This is a genomic window from Nocardia goodfellowii (assembly GCF_017875645.1).
Lineage (GTDB): Bacteria > Actinomycetota > Actinomycetes > Mycobacteriales > Mycobacteriaceae > Nocardia > Nocardia goodfellowii.
Map to the genome: position 1 here is coordinate 7506000 of NZ_JAGGMR010000001.1, position 24727 is coordinate 7530726.

At 68.4% G+C, this 24727-nt stretch carries 20 protein-coding genes; 10 read left to right on the forward strand and 10 right to left on the reverse strand.

The window, feature by feature from the left end:
* Positions 1–3: 3 nt before the first annotated feature.
* Positions 4–486 carry a hypothetical protein gene (locus tag BJ987_RS34790; protein ID WP_209897272.1) on the reverse strand — a complete coding sequence of 161 codons (483 nt, stop codon included), beginning with the start codon at positions 484–486 and terminating at the stop codon, positions 4–6.
* A gap of 260 nt (positions 487–746) precedes the next feature.
* On the opposite strand from BJ987_RS34790, the gene BJ987_RS34795 reads away from it, so the two are divergent.
* From BJ987_RS34795 to BJ987_RS34835, 9 genes are all read left to right on the forward strand, one after another.
* Positions 747–2879 (forward strand): RecQ family ATP-dependent DNA helicase, encoded by a 2133-nt coding sequence (locus BJ987_RS34795; RefSeq protein ID WP_372446919.1) that lies wholly within the window; start codon positions 747–749, stop codon positions 2877–2879.
* A 94-nt stretch (positions 2880–2973) separates the two neighbouring features.
* Positions 2974–3156, forward strand: a complete 183-nt coding sequence (locus tag BJ987_RS34800) for a hypothetical protein (protein ID WP_209897274.1) — start codon at positions 2974–2976, stop codon at positions 3154–3156.
* A gap of 60 nt (positions 3157–3216) precedes the next feature.
* Positions 3217–4179, forward strand: a complete 963-nt coding sequence (ligD, locus tag BJ987_RS34805) for a non-homologous end-joining DNA ligase (RefSeq protein ID WP_209897275.1) — start codon at positions 3217–3219, stop codon at positions 4177–4179.
* A gap of 85 nt (positions 4180–4264) precedes the next feature.
* On the forward strand, positions 4265–5215 hold the full coding sequence (locus BJ987_RS34810; protein WP_209897276.1) for a D-isomer specific 2-hydroxyacid dehydrogenase family protein: 951 nt from the start codon (positions 4265–4267) through the stop codon (positions 5213–5215).
* An 88-nt stretch (positions 5216–5303) separates the two neighbouring features.
* Entirely contained in the window at positions 5304–6281 is a 978-nt protein-coding gene (locus BJ987_RS34815; RefSeq protein ID WP_209897277.1) for an alpha/beta hydrolase fold domain-containing protein, read from the forward strand.
* Position 6282: 1 nt separating this feature from the next.
* Positions 6283–7194, forward strand: a complete 912-nt coding sequence (locus BJ987_RS34820) for an SDR family NAD(P)-dependent oxidoreductase (protein WP_209897278.1) — start codon at positions 6283–6285, stop codon at positions 7192–7194.
* A gap of 7 nt (positions 7195–7201) precedes the next feature.
* Positions 7202–8122, forward strand: a complete 921-nt coding sequence (locus BJ987_RS34825; protein WP_209899605.1) for a ferritin-like domain-containing protein — start codon at positions 7202–7204, stop codon at positions 8120–8122.
* On the forward strand, positions 8119–9609 hold the full coding sequence (locus BJ987_RS34830) for a flavin-containing monooxygenase (RefSeq protein ID WP_209897279.1): 1491 nt from the start codon (positions 8119–8121) through the stop codon (positions 9607–9609). The genes BJ987_RS34825 and BJ987_RS34830 overlap by 4 nt, the downstream gene beginning before the upstream one ends.
* Positions 9610–9757: 148 nt before the next feature.
* Positions 9758–10516, forward strand: coding sequence for a MerR family transcriptional regulator (locus BJ987_RS34835; protein WP_209897280.1), 759 nt, complete (start codon positions 9758–9760; stop codon positions 10514–10516).
* A gap of 10 nt (positions 10517–10526) precedes the next feature.
* On the opposite strand, the gene BJ987_RS34840 is transcribed toward BJ987_RS34835, so the two are convergent.
* Together BJ987_RS34840 and BJ987_RS34845 are read right to left on the reverse strand one after the other, a co-directional pair.
* Positions 10527–11321, reverse strand: a complete 795-nt coding sequence (locus BJ987_RS34840; RefSeq protein WP_307869848.1) for an ABC transporter permease — start codon at positions 11319–11321, stop codon at positions 10527–10529.
* 22 nt (positions 11322–11343) lie between these two features.
* Positions 11344–12621: a glycosyltransferase gene (locus tag BJ987_RS34845; protein WP_209897281.1), complete on the reverse strand. Its 1278-nt coding sequence runs from the start codon at positions 12619–12621 to the stop codon at positions 11344–11346.
* A gap of 82 nt (positions 12622–12703) precedes the next feature.
* Between BJ987_RS34845 and BJ987_RS34850 the strand changes: the two genes are divergently transcribed.
* The gene (locus tag BJ987_RS34850; RefSeq protein ID WP_209897282.1) at positions 12704–15613 is read left to right on the forward strand and encodes a cytochrome P450; all 2910 of its coding nucleotides are present in this window, start codon (positions 12704–12706) and stop codon (positions 15611–15613) included.
* 12 nt (positions 15614–15625) lie between these two features.
* Here the strand turns inward: BJ987_RS34850 and BJ987_RS34855 are convergent, their stop codons facing one another.
* From BJ987_RS34855 to BJ987_RS34885, 7 genes are read right to left on the reverse strand one after another with little or no spacing between them, the layout of a single operon-like run.
* Positions 15626–16543: a hypothetical protein gene (locus BJ987_RS34855; protein ID WP_209897283.1), complete on the reverse strand. Its 918-nt coding sequence runs from the start codon at positions 16541–16543 to the stop codon at positions 15626–15628.
* A complete protein-coding gene (locus BJ987_RS34860) occupies positions 16540–17151 on the reverse strand; it encodes a nitroreductase family protein (protein WP_209897284.1) in 612 nt (203 codons plus the stop codon). The genes BJ987_RS34855 and BJ987_RS34860 overlap by 4 nt, the downstream gene beginning before the upstream one ends.
* Complete coding sequence (locus BJ987_RS34865; RefSeq protein ID WP_209897285.1) at positions 17151–18125, reverse strand: ScbA/BarX family gamma-butyrolactone biosynthesis protein; 975 nt, start codon at positions 18123–18125, stop codon at positions 17151–17153. Before BJ987_RS34865 ends, BJ987_RS34860 begins: the two co-directional genes overlap by 1 nt.
* Positions 18122–19045 carry a nucleoside-diphosphate kinase gene (locus BJ987_RS34870; protein ID WP_209897286.1) on the reverse strand — a complete coding sequence of 308 codons (924 nt, stop codon included), beginning with the start codon at positions 19043–19045 and terminating at the stop codon, positions 18122–18124. Before BJ987_RS34870 ends, BJ987_RS34865 begins: the two co-directional genes overlap by 4 nt.
* Positions 19042–20118, reverse strand: a complete 1077-nt coding sequence (locus tag BJ987_RS34875) for an SDR family oxidoreductase (protein ID WP_209897287.1) — start codon at positions 20116–20118, stop codon at positions 19042–19044. The genes BJ987_RS34870 and BJ987_RS34875 overlap by 4 nt, the downstream gene beginning before the upstream one ends.
* Positions 20115–21857 carry a nucleotidyltransferase domain-containing protein gene (locus BJ987_RS34880; protein WP_209897288.1) on the reverse strand — a complete coding sequence of 581 codons (1743 nt, stop codon included), beginning with the start codon at positions 21855–21857 and terminating at the stop codon, positions 20115–20117. The genes BJ987_RS34875 and BJ987_RS34880 overlap by 4 nt, the downstream gene beginning before the upstream one ends.
* Entirely contained in the window at positions 21847–24579 is a 2733-nt protein-coding gene (locus BJ987_RS34885; protein ID WP_209897289.1) for a phosphoenolpyruvate synthase, read from the reverse strand. Before BJ987_RS34885 ends, BJ987_RS34880 begins: the two co-directional genes overlap by 11 nt.
* Between the last annotated feature and the right edge of the window lie 148 nt (positions 24580–24727).

Here is a 24727-nt window from a genome sequence, read left to right on the forward strand (position 1 = left end):
GGCCTACCGCCGCCGGAAGATCGCGGCCGCGCCCGCACCCACGAGGAGCACCCCGGCCAGGAAGACGCACCCGTTGATCACCCAGGCGTGCACCGCCAGCCGCGTCTCCTCGGACAGCAGCGGGATTTCGGTGATCCGGCGGTAGGTGTCCTGGGGGGACATGAAGTAGATGACGCCTGGGGAGACGCCCCAGGCCAGCCCCGCGATGATCGGGCCCGCGGGTGAATAGGCCGCGAGCCCCGCCACCAGCAGCAAGAGCCCGGCGCCGATCAGGATTTGAGCGGTCGAACCGACGCGGTCGGCGGCGGCACCGGCAACCACCCACTGCCGGGCGCCGGCCGCGCCGTACGCGGCGAGACCGATGCCGACGGGTGTGACCAGCAAGCAGATCAGCGTGCCGATCAGGAAGCGGGAAAAGCCGCCGCTGGTACGGGATTCCGCGCCGGGCGGGGACCAGCCGGCAGGTGGCTGGTACTGGTAGGACATCGATCGCCTCCTGGTGCTTTGCTCTCCATTGTCGCTCCACACCAGCATGCTCGCCCGATGGCGGAGGTCGACAAGCGATTCCGCGCCGGTCCTCGTCGCGGGTAGAAACGGTGCCCTCCCGATCGCCCGTCCGCCGGGTTTCGCGCACCGCCGGTGCTGGGATCCAGGCCCCTGGACTGAAAGGATCGCCCCGCTCAGCGCCCGGATCGCGGCCCGACCCCTCCCCGCGGCGATCTCGGCTGTCGGTGCGGTGCGGCACGATGGACCCCATGACCACGGCCCGCGACACCTCAGCAATCGATCTCACGGCGCCCGACCTGCGCGATCGGGCCGAGCAGCTGTTACGTGAGCTGGCCGGTCCGTCGGCGCGGTTGCGTGCAGATCAGTGGACCGCGATCGAAGCATTGGTGGTGCAGCGGCGGCGGGCACTGGTGGTACAGCGCACCGGCTGGGGTAAGTCGGCGGTGTACTTCATCGCGGCGAAGCTGCTGCGCGGGGCCGGTCGCGGGCCGACGGTGATCGTCTCCCCACTGCTGGCGCTGATGCGCAACCAGGTCGCCGCCGCCGAACGCGCGGGAGTCGTCGCGGCGACCATCAATTCGGGCAATATGACCGAGTGGGACGAGATCCATCAGCGCGTGGCCTCGGGTGATATCGATGTGCTGCTGGTCAGCCCGGAACGATTGAACAACCCCGACTTCCGCGATCAGGTACTGCCGAAGCTGGCCGCCGACGCGGGACTCGTGGTCATCGACGAGGCGCACTGCGTCTCGGACTGGGGCCACGATTTCCGGCCCGATTACCGCCGCATCCGGACACTTATCGCCGATCTCGGCTCCGACGTCCCGGTGCTGGCCACCACGGCCACCGCGAACGACCGCGTGGTCACCGACGTCGCCACCCAAATCGGCACCGAGACACTGGTTTTGCGCGGCACCCTGGATCGCGAATCCCTGCACCTGTCGGTGGTGCGCTTCGACGACGCGGTGGAGCGGACGGCCTGGCTGAGCCGGCATCTGGGCGACTTCAAGGGCTCGGGCATCGTCTACACCCTCACCGTGGCCGCCGCCCACGACCTCGCCGACGTACTGAATTCGCACGGCCACACCGTCGCCGCCTATACCGGCCAGACCGACCCGGCCGAACGCGAGGTGCTGGAGCAGGCGCTGTTGAACAACGAGGTGAAAGCGCTGATCGCGACGTCGGCCCTGGGCATGGGCTTCGACAAACCCGATCTGGGTTTCGTGGTGCACGTCGGCGCGCCCTCCTCCCCGATCGCCTACTACCAGCAGGTGGGCCGCGCCGGCCGCGGCACCGACCGCGCCGAGGTCATCCTGCTGCCCGGCCCGGAGGACGCCCGCATCTGGAGTTACTTCGCCTCGGTCGCCTTCCCGCGCGAGCACATCGTTCGCGCCGTGCTGGACGCGCTGGATTTCGATCGACCGATGTCCACCATCGCGCTGGAACCGCTGGTCGAGTTGAATCGCTCCCGCCTGGAAATGGTGCTGAAGGTGCTCGACGTCGACGGCGCGGTGCGCCGGGTCCGCGGCGGCTGGCTCGCCACCGGCCAGGAGTGGACCTACGACGCCGAGCGCTACGAACGCCTGGCCGCCGCCCGCGAGGTGGAACAGCAGGCGATGATCGACTATCAATCGACCACCGCCTGCCGGATGACCTTCCTGCGCCGCCAGCTCGACGACCCGGGCTTGGCCGCGCTGGACGGCGATACCGCGGACTGCGGCCGCTGTGACAACTGCACCGGCACCCGCCCGGACACCACCGTCGACGCGGCCGATCTGGCCGCAACGCGTGCCCGTCTGGACCGCCCCGGCCTCGATCTGGCGCCGCGCAAACAGTGGCCCACCGGCCTGGCGAAGCTCGGCATCCCGTTGTCCGGCAAGATCACCCAGGGCGCCGAAACCGGCCGGGCGCTGGGTCGCCTCACCGATCTCGGCTGGGGTCAACGGCTGCGCGCCCTGCTCGACGCGCCCGACGACCCGATTCCCGACCATGTCTTCGACGCGTGCATCGCGGTGCTGCGCGGCTGGGATTGGGCGACCCGCCCGACCACCGTCCTGGCGCTGGAGAACCCCGACTACCCGGTGCTCACGGCCACGCTCGCCGCGCGCCTCGCCGAGGTCGGCCGCCTTCGCGATCTCGGCACCCTGCCGGCCAAGCCGGGCCGTCCGCCGGTGTCGGCCGCCAATTCCGCGCACCGGGTCGCCGGTCTGTACGACTCGTGGGACATTCCGGATCTGTCCACCGTCGACGGTCCCATCCTGCTGGTCGACGCGATCACCGATACCGGCTGGACTCTCACCCTCGCCGCCCACGCCTTGCGCGCGGCCGGCGCGCCCGCCGTGCTGTCCTTCGCCCTCGCCAGCGTCACCTAGCGCAACGGTCCGCTGGATAACAATCCCGACCTTCCGGATCACCAATCGGGCACAACTCGAGGATCCGGCACCGCCAGCGGGAACTGAAATGGGCATGGACCCGAACAAACTCGACGAATGGATGGCTGCTCGCCTGGATCGCGAGCAGTCGGCGAACTCGGCCGCCAACAGCCGGTGCCCGAATCCCGGGTGCCCGCGCGCGTGGCACGGCCTGCCGTTCGGCGCCTGCGAAGGATCGTGGGCGCACGAATTCGGCACGCGCGACGCAGCCGCCTGACGTGGTGCGTCGTCGCGCGACGACCAGCGCGGTAGCCGCGCGCCCGCTATCGTCGGACGCGTGGCCGGTAAGTCTGGGAGTCCCGCGATCGAGCTCGATGTCGGGGATCGCACGGTGCGGATCTCGAATCCGGACCGGGTGTATTTCCCCGAGACCCGGGCGACGAAGCTCGACCTGGTCCAGTACTACCTGAGCGTCGGCGACGGCATCGTCAACGCGTTGCGTGACCGGCCGTGCATGCTGCACCGATTCCCGAAAGGATTGGCCGGCGACAAGGTCCATCAGAAACGACTACCCGCGGGCGCGCCGCCGTGGGTTCCGACCGTCCGGGTGTTCTTTCCCCGCTACAGCCGCACCGCCGACGAACTGTGCGTCAGCGAATTGGCGGACGTGATCTGGGCGGTGCAGATGTCGACCGTCGAGTTCCATCCGTGGAATTCCCGCCGCGCGGACACCGAGCGCCCCGACGAGTGGCGCATCGATCTGGATCCCATGCCGGACTGCCCGTGGTCGCGGGTGCAGCGGGTGGCGGGGGTGGTGCACGAGGTGCTCGACGACCTCGGTGCGGTGGGGTGGCCGAAAACTTCCGGTGGGAATGGTCTGCACGTGTACGTCCGGATCGCGCCGGAGTGGGGTTTCGCCGAGGTACGCCGCGCCGCGCTGGCGTTCGCGCACGAGATCGAGCGTCGCGCGCCCGACGACGTGACGACCACCTGGTGGCGCAAGGACCGCGATCCGAAACTGCTGTTCGTCGACTACAACCAGAACGCCCGCGACCACACCATCGCCGCCGCCTACTCGGTACGCGGGGTGCCGGCGGCGACGGTCTCCACTCCGGTCCGCTGGGACGAGATACCCGATATCGATCCGCGCGACTTCACCATGAAAACGGTGCCGAAGCGCTACGCGGAGCTGGGCGACCTGCACGCCGAGATCGACAACGCGGTGTTCGGTATCGAGCAACTGCTGGAGTGGGCCGACCGCGACAGCATCGCGGCCGACCTCCCCGAGGACCAGCCCTGACCTGTCGCGAACCGGCGGTCGACGACGCCTATTAGGGTAGTTCTGGGCCGGTACGGCCGGCGCACGCACAGGGAGGTCCGCGAGGATGAGTGACACAGTCGTACCGATCGCCGTCGGCCCGTCCCGGCCCGATCCGACCTTGCTGGTCAAAGCCGTCGGTGAGGGTGGCGCCACGCTCTCCGACCTCGCGGAGGCACGCGCGCTGATCTGGGCCGGTGGCCCCGGTGAATTCCCCGACGAGTTGCCCGCGAGCATCGAGTGGGTCCAGTTGCCCGCCGCCGGTGTCGAAGACTGGTTCACCGCGGGCATCCTCGCCCGGCACCCGCAGGTCCGTTTCACCTCGGCGGCAGGCGCTTTCGCCAATAGTGTGGCCGAGCACGCGCTCATGCTGTTGCTCGCCGGCGTGCGCTATCTGCCGGAGCATCTGCGGGCGGCGAGCTGGCGGCAGCAGGATTTCTTCCCGCACGTGGGCACGTTGCGCGGCAAGACCGTCACCATCGTCGGCGCGGGCGGTATCGGCCGCGCGCTCATCCCGCTGCTGGTTCCGCTCGGTGCGCAGATCATCGCGGTCAACCGGTCCGGCCGCCCGGTCACCGGTCCCGGCATCCCGGATTCGGTGGAGACCGTGCCCGCCGAACAGCTGGGCAAGATCTGGAGCCGCACCGATCACGTCGTGATCGCGGCTCCGGCCACCGCCGCCACCCGGCATCTGGTCGGCGCGGAGGAGCTGGCCCGGCTCAAGCCGTCGTCCTGGATCATCAACGTCGCGCGTGGCAGTTTGATCGACACCGACGCCCTGGTCGCCGCCCTGGCTTCGGGCGCCATCGCGGGCGCGGGTCTCGATGTCACCGAGCCGGAACCGTTGCCCGACGGTCACCCGCTCTGGGTGTTGCCCAATGCCATTGTCACCCCGCATGATTCGAACCCGCCGCAGCTGCGGCTGGCCGCGTTCGCCGACCATGTGGCCGCGAACGTCAGCCGGTTCGTCGAGGGCCGGGAGTTACTCGCACCAGTCGATCCCGCGCGCGGCTACTAGAGAAAAGCGGGCCACTCACCTGGCCCGCTATCTTTTCGTCGCCAACATGCCATTGACAAATGGCACATTCATCGCTGATTCTGAACGCATGACAAGGTCAACGAGGACCTCGGTCCCCGCCATTCCGGCGACACCCTCGCTGCGTGCCTCCGTCGCGGCCACCGCCGCCGCGTACGCGCTGCGACCGGTGCACAACGCGATCCCGATGAACCCGCCTGGCATTTGGTTCGCCCGTCAGCTCATTGCCACGCTGATGACCGTCGGCGGTCCGCCGATGACCGGAATCTCCGTCAGCAAGGTCCGCGAGGGCGCCGTGCGCGGCGAGTGGGTGCGCGCACCGGGTGTCACCTTCGGACCACGGGCGGTGTATTACATACACGGCAGTGGGTATGTGCTGTGCTCCGCGCGGACCCACCGCGCCCTGGCCGCCCGGTTGTCGAAGCAGACCGGCTTACCGGTCTTCGTCGTCGACTACCGGCTCGCGCCCGAGCACCCGTTCCCCGCCGCCGCCGACGACGTGGCGGCGGCGTACGCCTGGTTGCTGCGCCGCTACGCGCCCCAGGATCTGGTAATCGGCTGCGACTCGGCGGGTGGGCATCTCGCCCTCGATCTCCTGCTCGAGAACGATCGCCACAACCGGCCCCAACCGGCCGCGGTCGCGATGTTCTCCCCGTTGCTCGACCTCACCCTCGGACTGGCGGCCGAACAGGAACGCCGCCGGCCGGATCCGCTCGTCACCGCTGTCGCGGCGAGCAAACTGCCGTTGCAATACACCCGGGGCCAGTCCGCCGACCATCCGCGGCTGCGACTCAGCATCCCGAAAGGCACTGTGCTGCCGCCGATTCTGGTGCAAGCCGGTGGCACCGAGATGCTCTCCGCCGATGCCCGCGCACTGCACGCCATGGTGCGCGCGGCGGGCGGGAGCTGCGTGCTCGAGATCTGGCCGGGTCAGGTGCACGTCTTCCAGGCGCTGCCCGTGCTGGTCCCGGAGGCCGACCGGGCACTGGCCCGGGCCGCCGACTTCCTGTGCGCGGCACAGGTTTCCACCGTCGAGAAGGTGAGCTGAGATGTTCGGATTGGAAAAGCTGATACCGGTGGCGGTGCGGCCACGCCGCTCCTATGGTGCGCGAGCCGTGGTCACGGGCGCGGGCAGCGGTATCGGCCGCGCCTTCGCCCTGGAGATCGCCGCCCGGGGCGGCCAGGTCATCTGCGCCGATATCGACGAGGCCCGCGCCGACGACACGGTCGCGCTCATCGAACGCGAGCATCCCGGGACCGCGCATGCCTTCCGCTGCGATGTCGCCCAGCGCGAGGACGTGCAGAACCTGGCCCGTTTCGCCGCTTCGATCTTCGACGGCCCGGCCTCGCTGGTGATCAACAACGCCGGCGTCGGAATCGGCGGAAAACACGTGGGCGACATCGGTTTCGAGGATTGGAACTGGGCCCTCGGCATCAACCTGTGGGGTGTGGTGCACGGCTGTGAGGTGTTCACCCCGCAGCTGCGGGCATCCCGGGAACGGCCGCGCGGCATCATCAATGTCGCCTCGGCGGCCGGTTTCGCCGCGGCGCCGTCGATGGCGGCCTACAACACGGCCAAGGCCGCGGTGATGTCGCTGTCGGAGACCATGGCCGCCGAACTGAACAAGACCGGCGTCGGTGTGACGGTGCTGTGCCCGACCTTCGTCAAGACCAATGTCGCCCGCGACGGCCGGATCACCGGCGAGGCCACCCGCCTCGCCGAAACCCTCATGCGCATCACCGGTTTCACGCCCGATCAGGTCGCGAAAACCACCCTGGACGCGCACGACCGCGGCCAGCTGTACGTGCTGCCGCAGTGGGACGCGCACGTCGTCTGGCGGCTCAAGCGCTACTTCCCCGCGCAGTACACGCTGGTCCTCGGGCTACTGGAACGCCTGCTGCCGCAGGACACTTCGCCTTCCCCCGACCAGATCACGGTCACCGACAAGACAGGAGTCTGACATGGCTATCGCTATGGACTTCGACGATATGCTCCGCAAGATCAAGGACCGGCAGTGGGCGCTGGCCGACATCGACTGGGATGCCCCTGGCGCGGAGACGATTTCGCCGGAACTGCACGCCAAACTCAAGCCGTTCATGGCTGATCTGATGTGGATCGAGAACGTGGGCGCCCGTGGCTTCGCCGCGATGGCCAAGAAGGCCCCGACCGAAACGCTGCGCGAGATCTACCGCTACTTCCACGCCGAGGAGCAGAAGCACGCCAACGCCGAGCTGGCGCTGATGCGGCGCTGGGGCATGCTCGACGGCGAGGAGATCCCGCAGCCGAACATCAACGTCAAACTGGTCATCGACTTCCTGGACCAGTATTCCGACGACATGTCGCTGTCGTTCCTGGGCACCGTGATTCCCATGCTCGAGGTGGCGCTGGACGGCGCACTGGTCAAGTTCATCATGGACGAGATCGAGGACCCGGTCTGCCAGGCGGTGTTCAAGCGCATCAATGCCGACGAATCCCGCCATCTGGCCGTGGATTTCGCGGTGATGGACGTGCTGGGTCACGCGGAGATGCGCAAGCTGCTGATCGAACTGGTCGGCGGCTGGGTGAAACCGACATTCCTGATCGGTGTGCTCAGTTATGTGCCGCTGCTGAACAAGATGCGCGACAACATCGTGGCGATGGGCGTCGACGAGGAGAAGCTGTACGCGGCGCTCAAGCGGTACGGCAATGTCGGTGAGCGCAGCGAATTCGCCCGGCGACTGCCGATGTATCAGATCGTGAAGATGCACGGCAGCTGGGTGATCAATCGGCAGCATCCCTACCACCTGCTGGCCGACGCGCTGGTGAAGATCACCGCCCGGGTGCCGAAGGCACTGTTGCGAAAGGACCCGACGTGGTCGAAGGAAATCACCTACGAGCCCGCGGCATGAAAACGATCGACGTCGCCATCATCGGGGCCGGGTTCGCGGGTATCGGGGCCGCCATCCGGTTGCGGCAGAAGGGCGTCCACGATTTCACGCTGTTCGAGCGGGGCACCCGGATCGGCGGGACCTGGCGCGACAACACCTATCCCGGTGCGGCCTGCGATATTCCGTCACGGCTGTACTCCTACAGTTTCGCGCCGAATCCGGATTGGTCGCACACCTACTCCGGCAGCAAGGAGATTCTCGGCTACATCGAGTCGATGGCCGCCGAGTTCGGCCTGCACGAACGGATCCGCTTCGGCCACACCGTAACCGGAATCGAGTTCGACGAGTCCGCCGGACACTGGACCATCGCATTCGACGGGCGCGAACCGGTCCGGGCCCGCTCGGTGGTGCTGGCCTCGGGGCCGCTGGCCAACGCGAGCTTCCCGGCCATCCGCGGTATCGAGGACTATCAGGGACACAAGATCCACAGTGCCCGCTGGGATCACGACTACGACTTCACCGGCAAGAAGGTCGCGGTAGTCGGCACCGGAGCCAGTGCGGTGCAGATCATTCCGGAGCTGGTGCGGCAGGCGGCCTCGGTCAAGGTGTTCCAGCGGACGCCCGGCTGGGTGCTGCCGCGCGTCAACCGGCGCACCAGCCCGCTGCTCAAACAGCTCTACCGGCAGGTGCCCGCCGCCGAATCGCTGGCCCGGCAGATCTGGTTCTACGGGCACGAATCGGTGGCACTCGGCGTGGTCTGGAACACCCCGCTGACCCGCGTGGTGGAAATGGCCGGCAAGGCGCAGCTGCGCCGGCAGGTCAAGGATCCGTGGCTGCGCCGCCAGCTCACGCCGGAATTCCGGGCGGGCTGCAAACGGCTGCTGATGACCGACGACTACTACCCGGCGTTGCAGCGGGACAACTGCAAGCTCATCACCTGGCCGATCGCCCGGATCTCGGAAAAGGGCATCCGCACCGCGGAAGGCATTGAGCACCAGGCGGATTGCATCGTCTTCGCGACCGGATTCGATGTGTCGAAGGCGGGCACACCGATCCCGATCGTCGGGCGCGACGGCCGGGTACTGGCCGAGGAATGGTCCAGGGGCGCCTACGCGTACAAGAGCGTCGCGGTGTCGGGGTATCCGAATCTGTTCTTCACTTTCGGCCCGAACTCCGGCCCCGGCCACAATTCGGCGCTGGTGTACATGGAGGCGCAGCTGGACTATCTGTCCGACGCCATCAAGACCATCCTGGACCGGAACCTGCGCGTACTCGACGTGCGCCGGGACAAGCAGGACCGATACAACGCGGCCATCCAGCGCCGGCTCACCGCCACCACCTGGAATTCGGGCTGCCACAGCTGGTACCTCACCGAGGACGGTTTCAACGCGACCATGTACCCGGGTTTCGCGACGCAGTACGTCAACCAGCTGCGGACCCTGAAACTGGACGACTACGAGGTGCTGCCCGCCAGCCCGGCGCGGCCGAAGATCGCCGCCGTGTCGTGACGGTCGCGGTTCGCGGCTCCCGGATCGGGAGTCGCGAACTGTCGGTGCCGTCGGCGCTGGCAAACGGTTCCGGCCGTTAGACTCGATCGGCGATCGGGTTGTCGGAGCGTCGGTAGCGGCGCATGGTGGGCGAGGGAAGGTGGGATCGATGCCGGAGTACCGGATCGACGACCTCGCTCGCGCCGCGGGCACCACCACCCGCAATGTCCGCGCTTATCAGGAACGCGGCCTGCTCCCGCCGCCGATCGGCAAGGACGGCCGAGCCAGCCTCTACGGCGACGGGCATCTCGAGCGCCTGCGCCTGATCGACGCTCTGCTGCAGCGCGGTTTCACCACCGCCCACATCGCCGACTTCATCACCAGCTGGGAAACCGGCAAGGACCTCACCGAGGTCCTCGGCCTACAGCACGCGGTCACCGCGCCGTGGGGCGCCGACGAAACCTTCGAGGTCTCCCGCGAACTCATCGGGACCATTCTCGGCACCGACACCGATGAACTCGTCGAACGGCTGCAGGAGATGAAACTGGTGCGGCTGGAGGGCGACACGGTGGTCTTCACCGACACCCAGTTACTCGCCTCGTTCGCCGAGTTGCACGAGTACGGCATCGAGCTGCGCATGCTGATCGAGATTTACGCCAAGGTCGCCGACCGCATCGATGACATCACCCACATCATGATCACCGCCGCCAAACAGCACATCGTGGACGAGCACGGCGCGGGCTGGCTGCCGGATACCAGCGCCGAGATCGCCGAGACCACCACGATGCTCAACAAGATGCGGGAGCTCGCGGTGGCGTCGGTGCACAGCACCCTGGCGCGGTCGATGGATATCACCCTGCGCCGTGAACTCGGTGACTATCTGGCCACCGCCGCCGAACGCACCCCCTCCCGGCCGGACAAGGCCTGACGGGGTCACCTCATCGGCGTTCGTACAGGACCGCCGCCCCGGCGTAGCCCAGCGCGGCCAGGCCGAGGCACCAGATCACGGCGCTGCCCGCGCTGCCGTTGCCCGCACCGCCCCATTGCGCGCGCAGAGTGTCCACTACGGCGGTGGCGGGCTGATTGTCGGCGAATCCGCGCAACCACCCCGGCATGGTTCCGGTCGGCACGAACGCGCTGCTCAGGTAGGGGATGAACATGATCGCGTAGGTGAACCCGCCCGCGGCTTCGGGACTGTGCGCCAGCAGTCCGAGTGCGACGGCGATCCAGGTGACCGCCAGGACGAAGAGCACGATCAGGGCGAGCGCGGTCAGCCAGTCGGAAATGTCCGCGCGCGGCCGGAATCCGAGCGGCACCGCGAGAACCAGCACGATCGCGATGGCCGCAAGATTTCGCAACACCCCCTCCCCCGCATGCCCGGTCAGCAGCGCCTGCCGGAACATCGGCAGCGTCCGGAACCGCTGCACCGCACCAGAACTCATGTCGCCCGCCACCGCCGTCGCGGTGATCGATGCCCCGAACCCGGTGCACAGCAGCACTATTCCCGGAACGACATAGTCCGGATAGGAACCCTCGACCTCGATCGCGCCGCCGAAGACGTACACGAACAACAGCATGATCAGTATCGGCAAGAGCACCGAGATCACCAGGGTGTCGCGGCTACGCAACGTGTGCCGCCCACAGCGTACGAGCAGCACAGCGCAGTCGGCGCACGCCTGGGTGATCCGCCTTGTCCTGCCGCGCGCAGGATGACCGGACGCCGTTTCGGTCACCGAACCCGGTGCGGTTCGGCGCTCATGCGGTGGACTCCACGATATCGGCCGTGCGCGAGGTGGCGTCCGAGTGGGAATGCAGCTGAGCGGCAAGGGTTTTCGTGCGCCCCCGAGTCTCCTCGGCCAGCGCGGTACGCAAGGCCGACGTCAAATGCGCACGATCGAGTTTCCGGAACGACAGGTGCGCGCCGACACCGAGGCGTTCCACCTGGCCACCCCACATCGGCTGGTCGAAGGACACCGAGCACACCACCGTCGGCAGACCCGCGCGCAGGCTCTCGAAAGTGGTGCCGATGCCGCCGTGATGGACCGCCGCCGCACACAGCGGGAAGACGATGTCGTGCGCCAGCGGGCCGACGACCTTGACTCGCGGACCGGTTTCGGCGTCGGCCAGATCGAGGTCGCTCCACCCCGCGCTCACCAGTGCCCGTTGCCCCAGCCGGTCGCACACGTCCTCGACGATCGACAGCACCGCGTGGGTGTCGCGGATCGGCATGCTGCCGAAACCGAAGTACACCGGCGGTTCGCCCTCTCCGATCCACGCGAGCACCTCCCCGTGGTCGGCCGCGAGTTCACCGATCGCCTCGCGGGTGAACCGCTCCAGCGGCAGGAACCCCACCAGCGGCCGGCTCGCACCCCATTCCTCGGCCAGTCCCGGTACCAGCGCGGGGTCGTAGATCTGGATCTCCGGCACCCCGCGGCGGGCCAGCATTTCCGCCGGGCTGGCGAAGGATCGGCGCAGCCCGAGCTCGCCGCGCAGCTGGTTGAGGTACTTCAGGAAGACCACGCGACGCAAATTCTCGGCCAGCACCCAGGTCGCGCGATTGACCAACGCCGGCGGACGGGCGGTCGGCGGCAGCACGCCGGGAAACGGGTAGGCGCCGTTCATCCGGGACGGGAATCCGTGCAGCGACACCATCGGGACGTCCATCGCCTCGGACACCGATGCCGCCCGGTCCTCGGTGAGCATGGTCGAGACGATGATGTCCGCGCCCGCGCACACATCGATCACCTCGCGATTCATCCGGGCCGCGTACCCGGCCATCTGCTTGCCGACCAGTTGCATCAACCGGAAACTGCTGCCCGCGGCGAGCGCCCGCTGCCCCTCGTCGGAGGAGTAGAGCTGCTGTACGTCGGGTCCGCACGAGGCCGCCGTCAAACCGGCCCGGGTGACGAAGTCGATCAGATTCGGTGGCGCGCCGACGAAGACATCGTGCCCGCGCCGGCGCAATTCCAGCCCCAGCGCGACGGCCGGCTGGACATCCCCGCGCGTGCCCGTCAACGGGATCGCGACTCTCATGATCGACCCCATTTCCGCTCGCTCCGGCGCGAGCTGTGCAAATCGTGACTCATGAACCCTCCGGGGTCCGTACGGTGAACCCGTGCACATCGCACTGTTCAGCGACTTCCATCCCGCGACGATCGGGGGGATCCAGTCCTCGATGCGCGCCCAGCGACGGGGGTTGGAACGGCTCGGGCATCGGGTCACCGTGTTCACCGCACCCACGCCGGAATCTACCGAACCCGACCCCGATGTGGTGGTTCTTTCGGCTGTCGCGGGTTTATGCGTCAACGGATTCGCCGTCGTCGGACCCACTCGGACGAACAATCGGGCGATCGACGCGGAATTCGCCGCGCGCGGCCCGATCGATGTGGTGCACCTGCACACCACCTACGGGGTCGCCATCGCCGGGCTGCGCGCCGCCCGCCGCCACGGGATACCGGTGGTGCAGACCATCCACAGTCGCGACGACGCCTTCATCGAGCACACCTCGCCGGTGCCCTACCTGTCGGCGCTGCTGTTGCGCGCGGTGCACGGGAGCTTCGTTCCGCATCGGGGTGCGATGCCGCGCCGGGCCGAGTCCCGCGCCGCCCGCCACGCCTGGCGGACCATGATCGGGCAGGCGCGTGCCGCCGACCGGGTGATCGTGCCCTCCGCGCACTTCGCCGGATTGCTGCGCGCACACGGCTTCGACCGGCCGCTAATCGTGCTCTCCAACGGCGTCGCCGACGAACCGCTCGATCGTGCGCTGGGTCTCCGCCCCAGCGCGGAAGTTCCCGACCGGCCTGGCGGGACGCGCTCGACCGAACTCGCCGATGGCACGGCTTCCGACGCCAACGCTGGGTCGGCCGCGAGTCGATCCGGCGACACGGCTTCCCAGAACAACGCGGGGTCGGCCGCGATCGAATTCAGCGGCACAACTCCCCAGAAGAACGGGGGGTCAACCGCGATCGGCCCCGACGACACAACTTCCCAGAACGACACGTGGTCGGCCGCGATCGAATTCAGCGGCACAACTTCCCAGAACAACGCGGGGTCAACCACGATCGGACCAGGCGGCACAGCTTCCGAGGATGCGAAGTCCGCCGCGATCAAACCCGGCCGCGCGGATGGGCCGCGCGCCGGGTTCCTGCGAGTGTTGTGGTGCGGGCGGTTTTCCCCGGAGAAACGGCTGCTCGAGGCTATCGAGGCGGTCGGGCTCGTGCCGACTTGCACGCTGAATATTTATGGCACGGGAGACCTTTCGGAGCGCGCACGAGCCGCGATCGAAGCCGCTGGCATCGGAGATCGGGTGCAGTTGTGCGGCGGGGTGTCGCAGGACGAGTGCCTGGCGGCGATGGCCGAGCACGACGTGTTGCTGTTCCCGTCGTGCGGGTTCGATACGCAGGGGATGGCGTTGCTCGAGGCCGTCGCGATGGGGCTGCCGGTCGTCTACTGCGATCCGGATCTGGCCGAGTCCGTGCCGGAAGGTGGGGGCGTGTGTACCGCCGACCCCTCGGTGGCCGCCATCGCCGCGACCTTGCGTGAACTCGCCGACGACCCGGCCGTGTTGACGCCGATGCGCAAGATCCTCGCGGTCCACGCGGATTCCGCGCGACAGTCGCGCCTCACCGGACGCCTGGTCGAGGTCTATAAGGACCTCCTGTCCGACCTCTCGCCGATCGAATCGGAACTCCCTGTGCACCAGAATATTCCGACTGCCCCGCATCGCCTGCCGCTGGTCGGCCACAGTCTGATCGTGCTGCGCGACGCGTTGACCTTCGTCAAATCCCTGTCCGCGCTGGGTCCGATCGTTCGCGTCTACCTCGGCCCGCGCCCGGCCTACGTGCTGACCACGCCGGAGCTCGTGCGGTCGGTCGGGCTCGGCGAGGCAGGCAACTTCCACCGGGAGGAACTGCGCGAGACGATGCAGGAGGTGATCCGGGCCGCGTCCAATGTGCTCAGCGGCGAACCGCACACGGTGCGACGCCGCATGATCGCACCCGCGCTCCGCCAGCGCCGGATCAACGAATACGCCGTGACGGCCGCGGATTCGGCGAACAAATGGGCCGAGCGCTTACCCGCCGGCCGCGAACTGGATCTGGTCGAGGAGGCGCACGAGCTCGTCCTCGACATCATCTCCTCGACCCTGTTCACCGCCGATTTCACCGCTGCCGCGAAACACCAAGTGCGCCAGAACATTCCGTGGCTGCTGGAGCAGGTCATCGTGCGAGCGGCGATACCCGAGCCGGTGCGGCGGCTGCGGTTCGTCGCCAACCGCCGGTTCTCCGCGAAAGCCGCCCGGTTGCGCGCCGAGGTCGGCGCGGTCGTCGCCGAATACCGCCGCACCGACCGGGAATTCCCCGATGTGGCCTCGGCGCTGGTACGCCATGTCGACCCGGAGACCGGCGCCCGGCTGACCGACGCGGAGGTCGTCGACGAACTGCTGCTGATGCTCGCCGCGGGTGTCGGCTCCACCGCCTCCATCCTGGCCTGGGTCTGGCACGAGGTGTTGAGTCATCCGGACGTCGAAGCCGAATTACGCCGGGAGCTAGCCGATTTCGTCGGACCGGGCCCGGTCCGGCCCGACCATGTCACAACGCTGCCCTACCTGCGGCTGGTCATCCAGGAAACCCTCCGGTACTGGGCGCCGTGGGTCAGCACGCACACCGCCGACGGCCCGATCACCCTGGGCGGCGTCACCCTCCCCGACGGCGCGATGATCGTCTACAGCCCATATCTGATCCACCACAGCGAGCACTACTATCCGGCTCCGGAAAACTTCGATCCGGACCGATGGTTTCCCGGCCGCGTGGAAGAGATCGACAAGAAGGCGGTTCTGCCGTTCGGAATCGGTGCACGTCACTGTCCCGGCAACACTTTCGCGCTGATGACGATCACCCTGTGCACCGCCGCCCTGTTCTCGACCTGGCGCCCGGTCCCCGAGCCGGGCCGTACCGTCGAACCCAAGACCCGCGACTTCGTCCCCACGCCCAACCGGCTGCCGGTCCGCCTGCGCCGGGCGCGGTAGCCCCGGACCGGCTCACGTGCTCGGTGACAGCGCCTGGGCGATCAGCGTCAGGTAGAACAGCAGGGTGAAGGCGACGGCTGGGAGCACCGGATACTCCGGGCGGCTCGACCGCGCGAACCGCCAGGTGGCCGCAGCCGGTAGCAGCATGAGCGCCACCGCGATCCACGCGAGTGACCCGGTGGCCAACGGCCGCACCAGGACGATGTAGCTCGCGACCGCGAATCCCGCCAACAGCAGGACAGCCAGAGCGCTGCCGGTGGGCCCGAGCGCGTTGGAGTAGAGGAGCTCGCCGGGGCGTGGGTCGCGCGTGGTTTTGCGCGCGATCTCGAAGTGCAGGAAGACGCCGGTGGAGATCAGGGCCACGGCGGCAGTACGCCATTCGAGCCGCAGTTCGCCGGTATCGGCGGCGGAAACCACGACGTAGCTGATGACCAGGAACTGGATCGGATAGGTGATCGCCAGATTCAGCAGGACATTGGCGCGCAGTGCGTTCGAGCGTTGCTCTGCGCCCCAGAGCAGCAAGGCATAGGCCAGAACCGCGGCGATCAGCACAGCTGAACGCGCCGAGAACGACAGACTGATCGCCATCGCGGCGATCGCGAGAACCGCCATCGCTGCGCGCAATTCGGCCGCGCTGACCGCTCCGGTGACGAGCGGACGGTCGGGGTGCTGGACGCGGTCGTAGTCGAGGTCCTTCTGTTCGTCGACCATGCGGAGATAGAGCAGCGTGATCGCGACGACCACGATCCGCAGGGCAGTCGCACCGGTGGGCCGCCACGCGGTATCCGGTTGCGCGAGAACGGCCGCCGTCCCTTCCAGCGCCAGCACCCAGACGATCGCGTACAGCAGGTAGTGCGGCTTGTACATCACCTTGGTGAAGTGCGCCAGGCGCGCGATCGAGGTGAGCAACGCCGATCCGGTACCGGTCATCCGTTGTCCCAGTGCTCCCACCTGGTGAGCTCCGCGGCCGGAGTACGCCGGCCCGGTGTGGAATCCGGTCCCGGCTTCAGGTGCGCCACCGGCAGCAGCGCGACCTGCGATACGTCCTCGAACGGGATGCCCAGCAGCTCGGCGACCTCACGTTCGAAAGCGAGGTGGGCTGTGGTGAGCGTGGAGCCGAGCCCGCGCGCGTGCAAGGCGAGCAGCAGATTCCACACCATCGGGTAGATCGAGCCGTAGAAGCTGGCCAGCTGGAGCGGGGTCGCCGGTGGCCTGCCCGGCGAGCAGACGAGGACCAGCGCCGGGACCTCGTGCAGGTGCTCGGCCAGGTATCGGCCCGACGCCAGATCACGGCGTTGATCCGGACGCGGTGTGCGCGCGGAAAGGTAAGCGGCGAAACCTTTCCGGTAGTACTCGGCGACCTCGCGCTTGATCGCCGGATCCTCGATGACGAGGAATCGCCACGGTTGCCGGTTGGTGCCGCTGGGGGCGTGCACCGCTACATCCAGACAGTCCAGCAGTTCCCGCCGGGAGACCGGGCGGGTGAGATCCAGACGCCGCCGGAACGCCCGGGTCGTGGTCAGCAACTCGACATCCATCACGGGTTACCGTCCAACGCGGAAACCACCGTGTCCGCCCCGAATTCGAGATCGATCCGGGCCGCCACCGCTCCGGCCTGCTCGATCGCACACCGCACGACGGTGGGGTGGATCTCGGACTCGACGATCTCCGCGACACACTCGGCGGGACGATCCAGTTCGACGAACCGATCGAATGCGCTTGCCACACTGAGCAATCGGGGTAGGTCGGGCAGCAGGGTGAGTGCGGTCTGCCGGGCCGCCTCGATCAGCAGGCTGCCGGGTACGTGGTCGAGCTGGTGATCGAACAGGAACGGGTGCGTGAGGTCGGCGACGAGCGCGGCCCGGGCGGTCCGTCCGTCGAGTCGTGGCGCGCCGATCACCACGTTGCGCCGATTCTCCCGCCCCACCGAGGCCGCCGGGGCGCGCTCGGTCAGCGGCCCGCTGCCACGAAACGGGCCCAGCCCCAAGCTGTTCCGGAATGTTCGCCGCATCCCGACCCAGCGCGGCGGGGTGATCCAGGAGAACGACCCGTCCACGGTCATCATCGGCGCATCGTCGCAGGCGATTTCCAGGACGAGGTCCAGCCCGTGCGGGACACCGCCGCGCTCGTGCCGCGCCGAGACGCGGACATTCAGCACCAGATCCGCGGGCGCGGCGCCCGTCTCCCACACCGCGGTGTCGCTACCGGTGCCATTGAAGGTCCGTACCATGAACGCCATTTCCGTTGGTACACCGAAGAATTCGTGGGTCGAGGCGATCGCGGCCTGCCGGGCCGCCTCCATCACCGCCAGCGGGTCATGGCGCAGCCCCAGCGCTCCCACGTGATCGCCGTAGTACGCGTGCATCCGCGGCAACTGCGCCCCGACCAGGAATTCGTCCGCGCCGAGCCGATCCATGGAGGTCACGAAGACCTCCGATACGGCGCACCGGTGCGCCAGCACTCGGGAAACGGTGCGTAGATGCGTTGCCGTTACGGCTGAAGTCTGGGTCATGTTCCGACCTCCAACCAGGTCGCCGCCGTTACCGGCGGTAGTGTCTGCGGACCGCTGCCGGTCCGCATGGGAAGCACGTAGGATCCGAGTACCAGCACCGACCACGGGTCGAGTTCGTAACCGGCGTCCCACGCCTCGTTCAACAGCCGCGCACAGTCGGCATCCGAAAGTCCCGGTGCGACAGGCACACCCACGTCGGCGAGACCGCGCCGCACCTGTCCCATCGCCTCGGCGCGATCGAAACTTCGCGCCGGCGTCTCCGCGTAGATTTCCCGCGCGAGCTCGGCCGCCACGGCCGCGCCGTCGACCGACCGGGTGAGCAGACGCGCCCGCGTCCGCTCGTCGAAGAAGATCGAGAACTCCCGCAGCACATCCGCGGGGTCGTCGGGCGAATGCACCAGGTTCAGCAGGAAGTTGTGTCGCCCGAGGACATAGCGCAGCTCGCCGGGCACTCGTTTGCTCGGGTCGGTGGGGCCTTTCGCCGCGGTCAACCGCACCGGAACGGGCAGTTCACCGTCGGTCCCCCGCACCACCAGCACCAAGGCGTCCGACATCCCGACGAGCAGGTCGGCCAGCCGCCGCCGTTCCGCCGAGGCGATATTCCAGGCGAAGTACCAGATCGCGCGCACCAGGTGCCGGTTCACCGCCAACCGGTGCGCGTCGACAACCTGGAAACCGTTCTCGCCCAGCCAGTCCAGCGTCGGTTCGACCGCTCGCGCCACCATGGCGTCGGGCTTGAGCAGTAGCAGCGAATGCTCGCGTGCGAACCCGCCGGGCTCGATGCCGAGCCGCACCAGGTGCTCGACGGTTTCCTGCACGTAGGTGTCCTCGGCATAGGCATCCACTTTCGCCGCCGACGGTGTCAGCGGATGCAGCAGCAGCCGCAGCGGCGGGTGCGTCCCCCGATCCACCGCGGTCATCGGCCCGGCCCATCGAATTCGCGCGCCGCCGGTTCCCCGGGCAGCGCACCCAGATATCCCGATTCGAGGCAGTAGTCCAGCAACACGCGCAGGTACTCCTTACCGGTGGCCGGGGACGGGCGGCCGAGCAGGATATCGGCGCGCGTAGTGTCGAAAGCCAGGCGGCGCTGGAAGTAGCTGGTGTAGCGGGATCCGATGCGGCGGTAGCTTTCTCGCTCGGAGGCCGGGAGTTCCGCTTCGGCGAAGACCGTTTCCGGAACGAACGTCGCCACCTCGAACGACGGGTATTCGGCGAGCACGTCGGAGATCTCGCGCAGCGAGAGGGCATCCCGGCCCAGCGCGTGCAGCGTCCGGCCCGCCGCCGAGTCGAAATCGAGAACCGCCGCGGCGATCACGTCGGCGACGTGATCGATCGGCGCCAGCGCCAGGGTCGCGTCGTAGCGGCCGGGCAGAGTCCGAAGTTTGCCCTCGACAATGTGTTTCACCACTGAGTACAGGTTCTTGTATTCGCGGATGGCGCCGGTGCCGGTGGCGCCGGTGACGATGCCCGGCCGGACAACGGCCCAGTGCACCTCCGGCTCGGCGGCCCGCACCAACTGCTCGGCCCGGAACTTGCTCTGCTCGTAGCCGTTCGCGAATGACTGGCCCGCGTCCAGTTCGTCCTCACCGATCGTGCCGCCGCGAGAACCACAGACATACGCGGTGCTGACGTGGACCAGCGGCACGTCCCAGGCTCGGGCCAGCTCGAGGGCGTGCGCGGTGCCGCGCACATTCAGTTCCTCGTAATCCGCGGCGGCGGCGTTGAACGCTGTCGTCGCCGCGCTGTGCACGATGATCCCGACCCGCTCGGCCAAATCGGCGGCGTCACGGTCGGGCATGCCGAAACCCGGCAACCGGATGTCGCCGGACACCGAGCTACCGGGCTCCAGCACGGTGCCGTCGTTGCGGACGATGCTCGAATCCTTGTGCAGCAGCGCGGCGACCGGACGTCCCGCGGCCGCCAGCCGGGCTACCACCTCGGCGCCGACCAGGCCGCTGGCCCCGGTCACCAGAACTGTGTCGCGCTGACTCATACGGCACCACCCGAGCGTAGGTGCGGCTGCCGGCCACCGGTGGTCAGCAGATCGCGGGCTTCGTCGAGCGGGAGCTCGGTATCGAGATAGGCGGCCAGACGCAGCCATTCGTAACTGATGGCCAAGGTGCGGCTCCACTGTTCGCGGGAATCGAAGGACGACGGAAAGCCGTTCGTGGCGCCGCCACCGGCCACCCAGCGGACCAGGCCCGCGAATTCGTCGAGCACCGCGAGTCCCGCCTCCGGGTCGGTGCCCTCGCGAAGAATCCGCGAAAACCGCACTCGCCGTGCCGATTCCATCGCGGCGAGCAGATCGGCGCGCCGCAGCGTGTCCGGCGGCAGCAACCGGCGCAGCGTGTCGAGCGGCACGACGTCGGCGGGCAACGGATGAATCCCGAAGGTGGACAGCAATATTCGCACCGTCATGGCGATGAACCGATGTGCGGCGACATCGGCGACGGCGCCCTGACCGTCGGCGACCGCCCCGGCCAGGTCCTCCCTGGCGTTCTCCAGCACGATGTTGGACCACACCACGTTCATCCCGCACGCGGTGAATCGTGCCGCGGGCAGCGGGCACAGCGTGGCGATCTCGTCATCACGGGCGGCTCCGGTCAATCCCAGTGCGGGCGTGTGGCCACCGGGCACCGGTGTGAACGGCCGCAGCGGCTTGCACATCGCCAGCGCCGGTTCGATCAATCCCGCTCCCCGCCACTGCAAGCCGACCAGGCCCAGGCGGACGAACTCGGCGAGTTCGGCGCGGATGTCGTGCGGGGCGCTGTCGAGCACCGCGCGCAGGGAACGGCGGAACACCACCGACCGCCAGGCGCGGGCGGCCCGCGCGGACAAGACGAAGACATCGTGATCGTCGCGCAGGACGTGGATGCGCTCGCCGATGGTCCAGTGGGTGACCTTCGGCAGGCGCGCGAGCAGCACCTGCCCCGCGTCGTCGGTCACCTCGGGGATGCCGAGCGACTCGACCAGCTCCCAGACCTGCTCCCAGGTGACCTGTTCGCCGAGCAATCGGGCCTGCCCGTCACCCAGCACGCCGGGCAGGTCCCCGACATCACGGTCGAGGTCCTCCAGCAGCCAGGAGTCGGGATCGGCGAGTTCGCGATACCGGTCGATGACTTCGTGCGGGGGCATCCGATCCAGTTGCCGCGGCAGCCATTTCGTCTCCAGATAGGTTTCGCCGCGGTGCGCCGCCCACCCTTTGATCGCCTGTAGCAAACCGTCGCGCGCCCAGTCGCCCGCTTCCGCCCGGGCGCCCAGCGCCCGCAGGGCGACGGCGTAGCGCAGCGCCCGCACCGCACGCCCGGTCCACCACTCGCCCAGTACGTGCGCGAAGCGCGAGTACGGTGCCAGTGCCCGTAGCTCGGACAGATCCACTGTCCCGGAATGGATTTCGACAGCTCGCAGAAAGCGCTGGCACCGGTTCAGCAAGTCCTCGCCGGGATCGGCCGCCAGCCGTTCGAGCTGCTCGCGCAGCTGCCGCACCGATCGGGTCCGCACCTCGACCCGTCTGCCGACGACGAACAACACGGTCGGCAGCGTGGGTAGCTCCTCGTCGCCGGGCGCCACCACCAGGAAATCCACATCCGACCCGGCATTGCCGAAACCCTCGGCCAGTGAACCCTCCAGCAGCACCGCCGAATCCGCCGGAATCGCGACGATGTCCAGTGTCCGGTCGAGCAGCTTGCGCACCCAGTCCGGCGCCTGCCGCGACGATTGATCAGGTTCCATCGCCTGTACCTTCCCGGGGTAGCACCGACACGGTGCCGGCGGAGCCGTCGACCCGCAACCGCATACCCGTGCGCACCTTCTTCGTCACGTCCTTGACCTGCACCACCGTCGGCACTCCCATCTCCCGCGCCACGATCGCCACGTGGGTCAGCGGGCTGCCGCGTTCGATCACCAGCGCCGCCGCCGACGGCAGCGCCGCCACCCAGCCGGGATCGGTGCGGTAGGTCACCAAGATGCCGCCGGCGATATCGCGCGGCTCGTCCACCACCACGGCGCCGCCGGTCGCCGAACCGGCGGCCGAGGGCGTGCCCGCCAGCACCGTGCCCACGGTCGCCGCCGGAATCTCGGTGATCGGCACCCAGCCCTGGCCCGCCAGCTCGGCCCGGCCGAAACCCGAACCGAGGGTGACGAACCGCGCCGGCGCGACCAGGTCGGCGTCCTTGGCGCGCTGGGCTTTCCGCGCGGTGACGAGCTTGCGCAACTCGCCCGGGTCGGCGCCGTCGTAGCAACCGCGCAACTCCTGCACGGTCAGGAAGAACACGTCCTCGAATTCGTCGAGCAGGTCGCGCGCCACCAGGTCCCGGCCCATGGCCCGGATCATGCGCTTGACCATTCCGAAGGCTCGGGTGCGGCAGAACCGTACGCGTTCGCGATGCGCGGCGCAGCGAGACACCTTGCCGCGTAATCGCTCGAAGATCCGGCGACGCAGCCCGCGCAGGTGACTGTCGAGATAGGCCTCGGCCTCGGCGCGGCGATCGGTCCCCGCCCGGCCGTGCTGTCGCAGGGTCGCGAGCGTGCTGCGCAGCATGATGAACAGGCTGGCCGGGTCCTCGCGCAGGTCCGGCGTCTCCAATTTCAGTTCGTCCAGACTGCGGTAGCCGTATCGGGCGAGATAGGACTCGACCTCGGCACGGAACTCCGGATGCGCGCCGAGCTTGCCGTAAACCTCCTGCGGCGGTGTGGAATTCACCAACTCGGTCAGCGCCGGGTCGGTCCCGATCCGCTCCGCCAGCGCCGTCATCGCCCGCGCGGGTTCGGCGGATTCGATATCGGCGCCCGGTCCGACCAGCGTCAAACCCAGCCACTCCGGCGCTTTCGGCAGGAACAGTTTCGTGAGCACGAACAACAGTCCCGTGCAGGTCAACAGGATCGCGTCGAGCACCATCAGCGGGCCCCAGCGCGCCACCAGATCCCGATCCACCTCGCGGTAGTTCCGGTAGGCCTGTTCTCCGGACATTCCGGTGTAGTCGAGCGCGTCGTATTCGTCGTAGACGCGGTAGAACTCGGCCAGGAACCGCTCGACCATGTCGTCGATTCCGAACAGCCGCCGCAGGTAGGTCACCGTGGTGGCGGTGCGCGCCCAGACCCGGCCGACCGGGGTGCGGAAGGTGAAGGGCCGCAGCGTGTTCGCGATGTCGTCGGCGAGCGGCTCGTCCACGCCGAGCGCCGCCTCCAGGACCTTCCGGTTCAGCCGGTACCCCGGGGCGATGCCCACCATCCGGTACCAGTGCAGCAGGTTGTAGTACACCCGGCCGTGAAAATAGCCGAGCAGCACCGGAGTCCACCGCTCGGTCTGGCGGAGCTGCCGCCCGCGCACCCGCAGAGATCTGGCGTAACCGTCGTACACCCGCCCGTAGATCTCGGCGGCCGTGGTGTAGGTCAGCGGTGAGGTGAGCCCGCTGAAACTCTCGATGATGTTGGCGTTGTCCCAGATTCGCAGCTCACCGTCGGGCACCGTCTCGCCCGCGCCCTGGATGACCGCGGCGGCCCAGCGCGCGTCCACCCCGCCGCGCACCGCGGTCGTGATCGGACGCGACTGCAACACCCAGATGCCGGTGTCGTCGATCGCCCACTCGATGTCCTGCGGTGTGCCGTGATCGCTTTCGAGCCGGCGCGCCAGCTTGGTGAGCTCCGCGAGTTCGGCGGCGCTGAGCACCGGCTGCTCCCGATCTTCCGGATCGACCTCGTGCACCAGGCAGCCCTGTTCAGCGGCCGGCGCGTAGCGGCGGTCCTTGTCCCCCAGGATGGTTTCCAGCACCACCCCGGTGGACTTCTCCACGATCACCGAATCGGCGTCCACCGCGCCGGAGACCAGCGCCTCCCCCAACCCGTACACCGCGCTGATCACCACTTCGTCGGGTGCGCCGGTGATCGGATTCGCGGAGCACACGACACCGCTGGCCCGGGCCCGCACCAGCCGTTGCAGCACCACGGCCGCCGCACCCGCCCGGGGCTGCTGCCGGGCGAAGCTGTAGCGGATGGACCGCTCCGAGAAGGCCGAGGCCCAGCAGTCGCGCACCCGCTCCAGCACCGCCGCGGCGCCGTTGACGTTCAGATACGAATCGAACTGACCCGCGTAGGAGTGGCGCGCACCGTCTTCGGCCAGCACCGAGGACCGCACCGCGATCGGCCCCGCGCCGAGCCTGGCGTAGCCGTCGAGGATCAGCGCACGAATCGCTTCCGGTAATTCGGTCGCGGTGAGTTCGGTGCGCAATGTCGCCCCCACGGCCAGGGCTTTGTCCAGATCGTCCAACGCGGCGAACTCGGTGACCGCCGCGGTCAGCCCGGCCTCGTCGGTGAATCGCTGGAAGACATCGATGCCGAGCACCACCCACTCCGGCACCCGGAAACCGCCGTTGTGCACACTGTGCAGACCGCGCGCCTTACCGCCGGCCAGCGCGGTGATCGTGGCCTGATCGGTCCATGGACCCAGTACCTGCACAGCGTCTCCGATCACCCCGACGAACCGGGGCGGAGTAGGGCACTCGACCCCTGCGACGAGGAAGCTCGCGCGCAGCCGAGCGAAACCGAGGGGTTGTGTTTTGGTATATCCGATAATCCACCGCGACGTTAGCGCGCGATCTCGGCGC

Excerpts from the sequence above, each read along its gene's own strand:
- BJ987_RS34790 (WP_209897272.1), bottom strand. The coding sequence starts at position 486 with ATGTCCTACCAGTACCAGCCACCTGCCGGCTGGTCCCCGCCCGGCGCG.
- BJ987_RS34795 (WP_372446919.1), top strand. The coding sequence starts at position 747 with ATGGACCCCATGACCACGGCCCGCGACACCTCAGCAATCGATCTCACG.
- BJ987_RS34800 (WP_209897274.1), top strand. The coding sequence starts at position 2,974 with ATGGACCCGAACAAACTCGACGAATGGATGGCTGCTCGCCTGGATCGC.
- BJ987_RS34810 (WP_209897276.1), top strand. The coding sequence starts at position 4,265 with ATGAGTGACACAGTCGTACCGATCGCCGTCGGCCCGTCCCGGCCCGAT.
- BJ987_RS34815 (WP_209897277.1), top strand. The coding sequence starts at position 5,304 with ATGACAAGGTCAACGAGGACCTCGGTCCCCGCCATTCCGGCGACACCC.
- BJ987_RS34820 (WP_209897278.1), top strand. The coding sequence starts at position 6,283 with ATGTTCGGATTGGAAAAGCTGATACCGGTGGCGGTGCGGCCACGCCGC.
- BJ987_RS34830 (WP_209897279.1), top strand. The coding sequence starts at position 8,119 with ATGAAAACGATCGACGTCGCCATCATCGGGGCCGGGTTCGCGGGTATC.
- BJ987_RS34835 (WP_209897280.1), top strand. The coding sequence starts at position 9,758 with ATGCCGGAGTACCGGATCGACGACCTCGCTCGCGCCGCGGGCACCACC.
- BJ987_RS34845 (WP_209897281.1), bottom strand. The coding sequence starts at position 12,621 with ATGAGAGTCGCGATCCCGTTGACGGGCACGCGCGGGGATGTCCAGCCG.
- BJ987_RS34855 (WP_209897283.1), bottom strand. The coding sequence starts at position 16,543 with ATGACCGGTACCGGATCGGCGTTGCTCACCTCGATCGCGCGCCTGGCG.
- BJ987_RS34860 (WP_209897284.1), bottom strand. The coding sequence starts at position 17,151 with ATGGATGTCGAGTTGCTGACCACGACCCGGGCGTTCCGGCGGCGTCTG.
- BJ987_RS34865 (WP_209897285.1), bottom strand. The coding sequence starts at position 18,125 with ATGACCCAGACTTCAGCCGTAACGGCAACGCATCTACGCACCGTTTCC.
- BJ987_RS34870 (WP_209897286.1), bottom strand. The coding sequence starts at position 19,045 with ATGACCGCGGTGGATCGGGGGACGCACCCGCCGCTGCGGCTGCTGCTG.
- BJ987_RS34875 (WP_209897287.1), bottom strand. The coding sequence starts at position 20,118 with ATGAGTCAGCGCGACACAGTTCTGGTGACCGGGGCCAGCGGCCTGGTC.
- BJ987_RS34880 (WP_209897288.1), bottom strand. The coding sequence starts at position 21,857 with ATGGAACCTGATCAATCGTCGCGGCAGGCGCCGGACTGGGTGCGCAAG.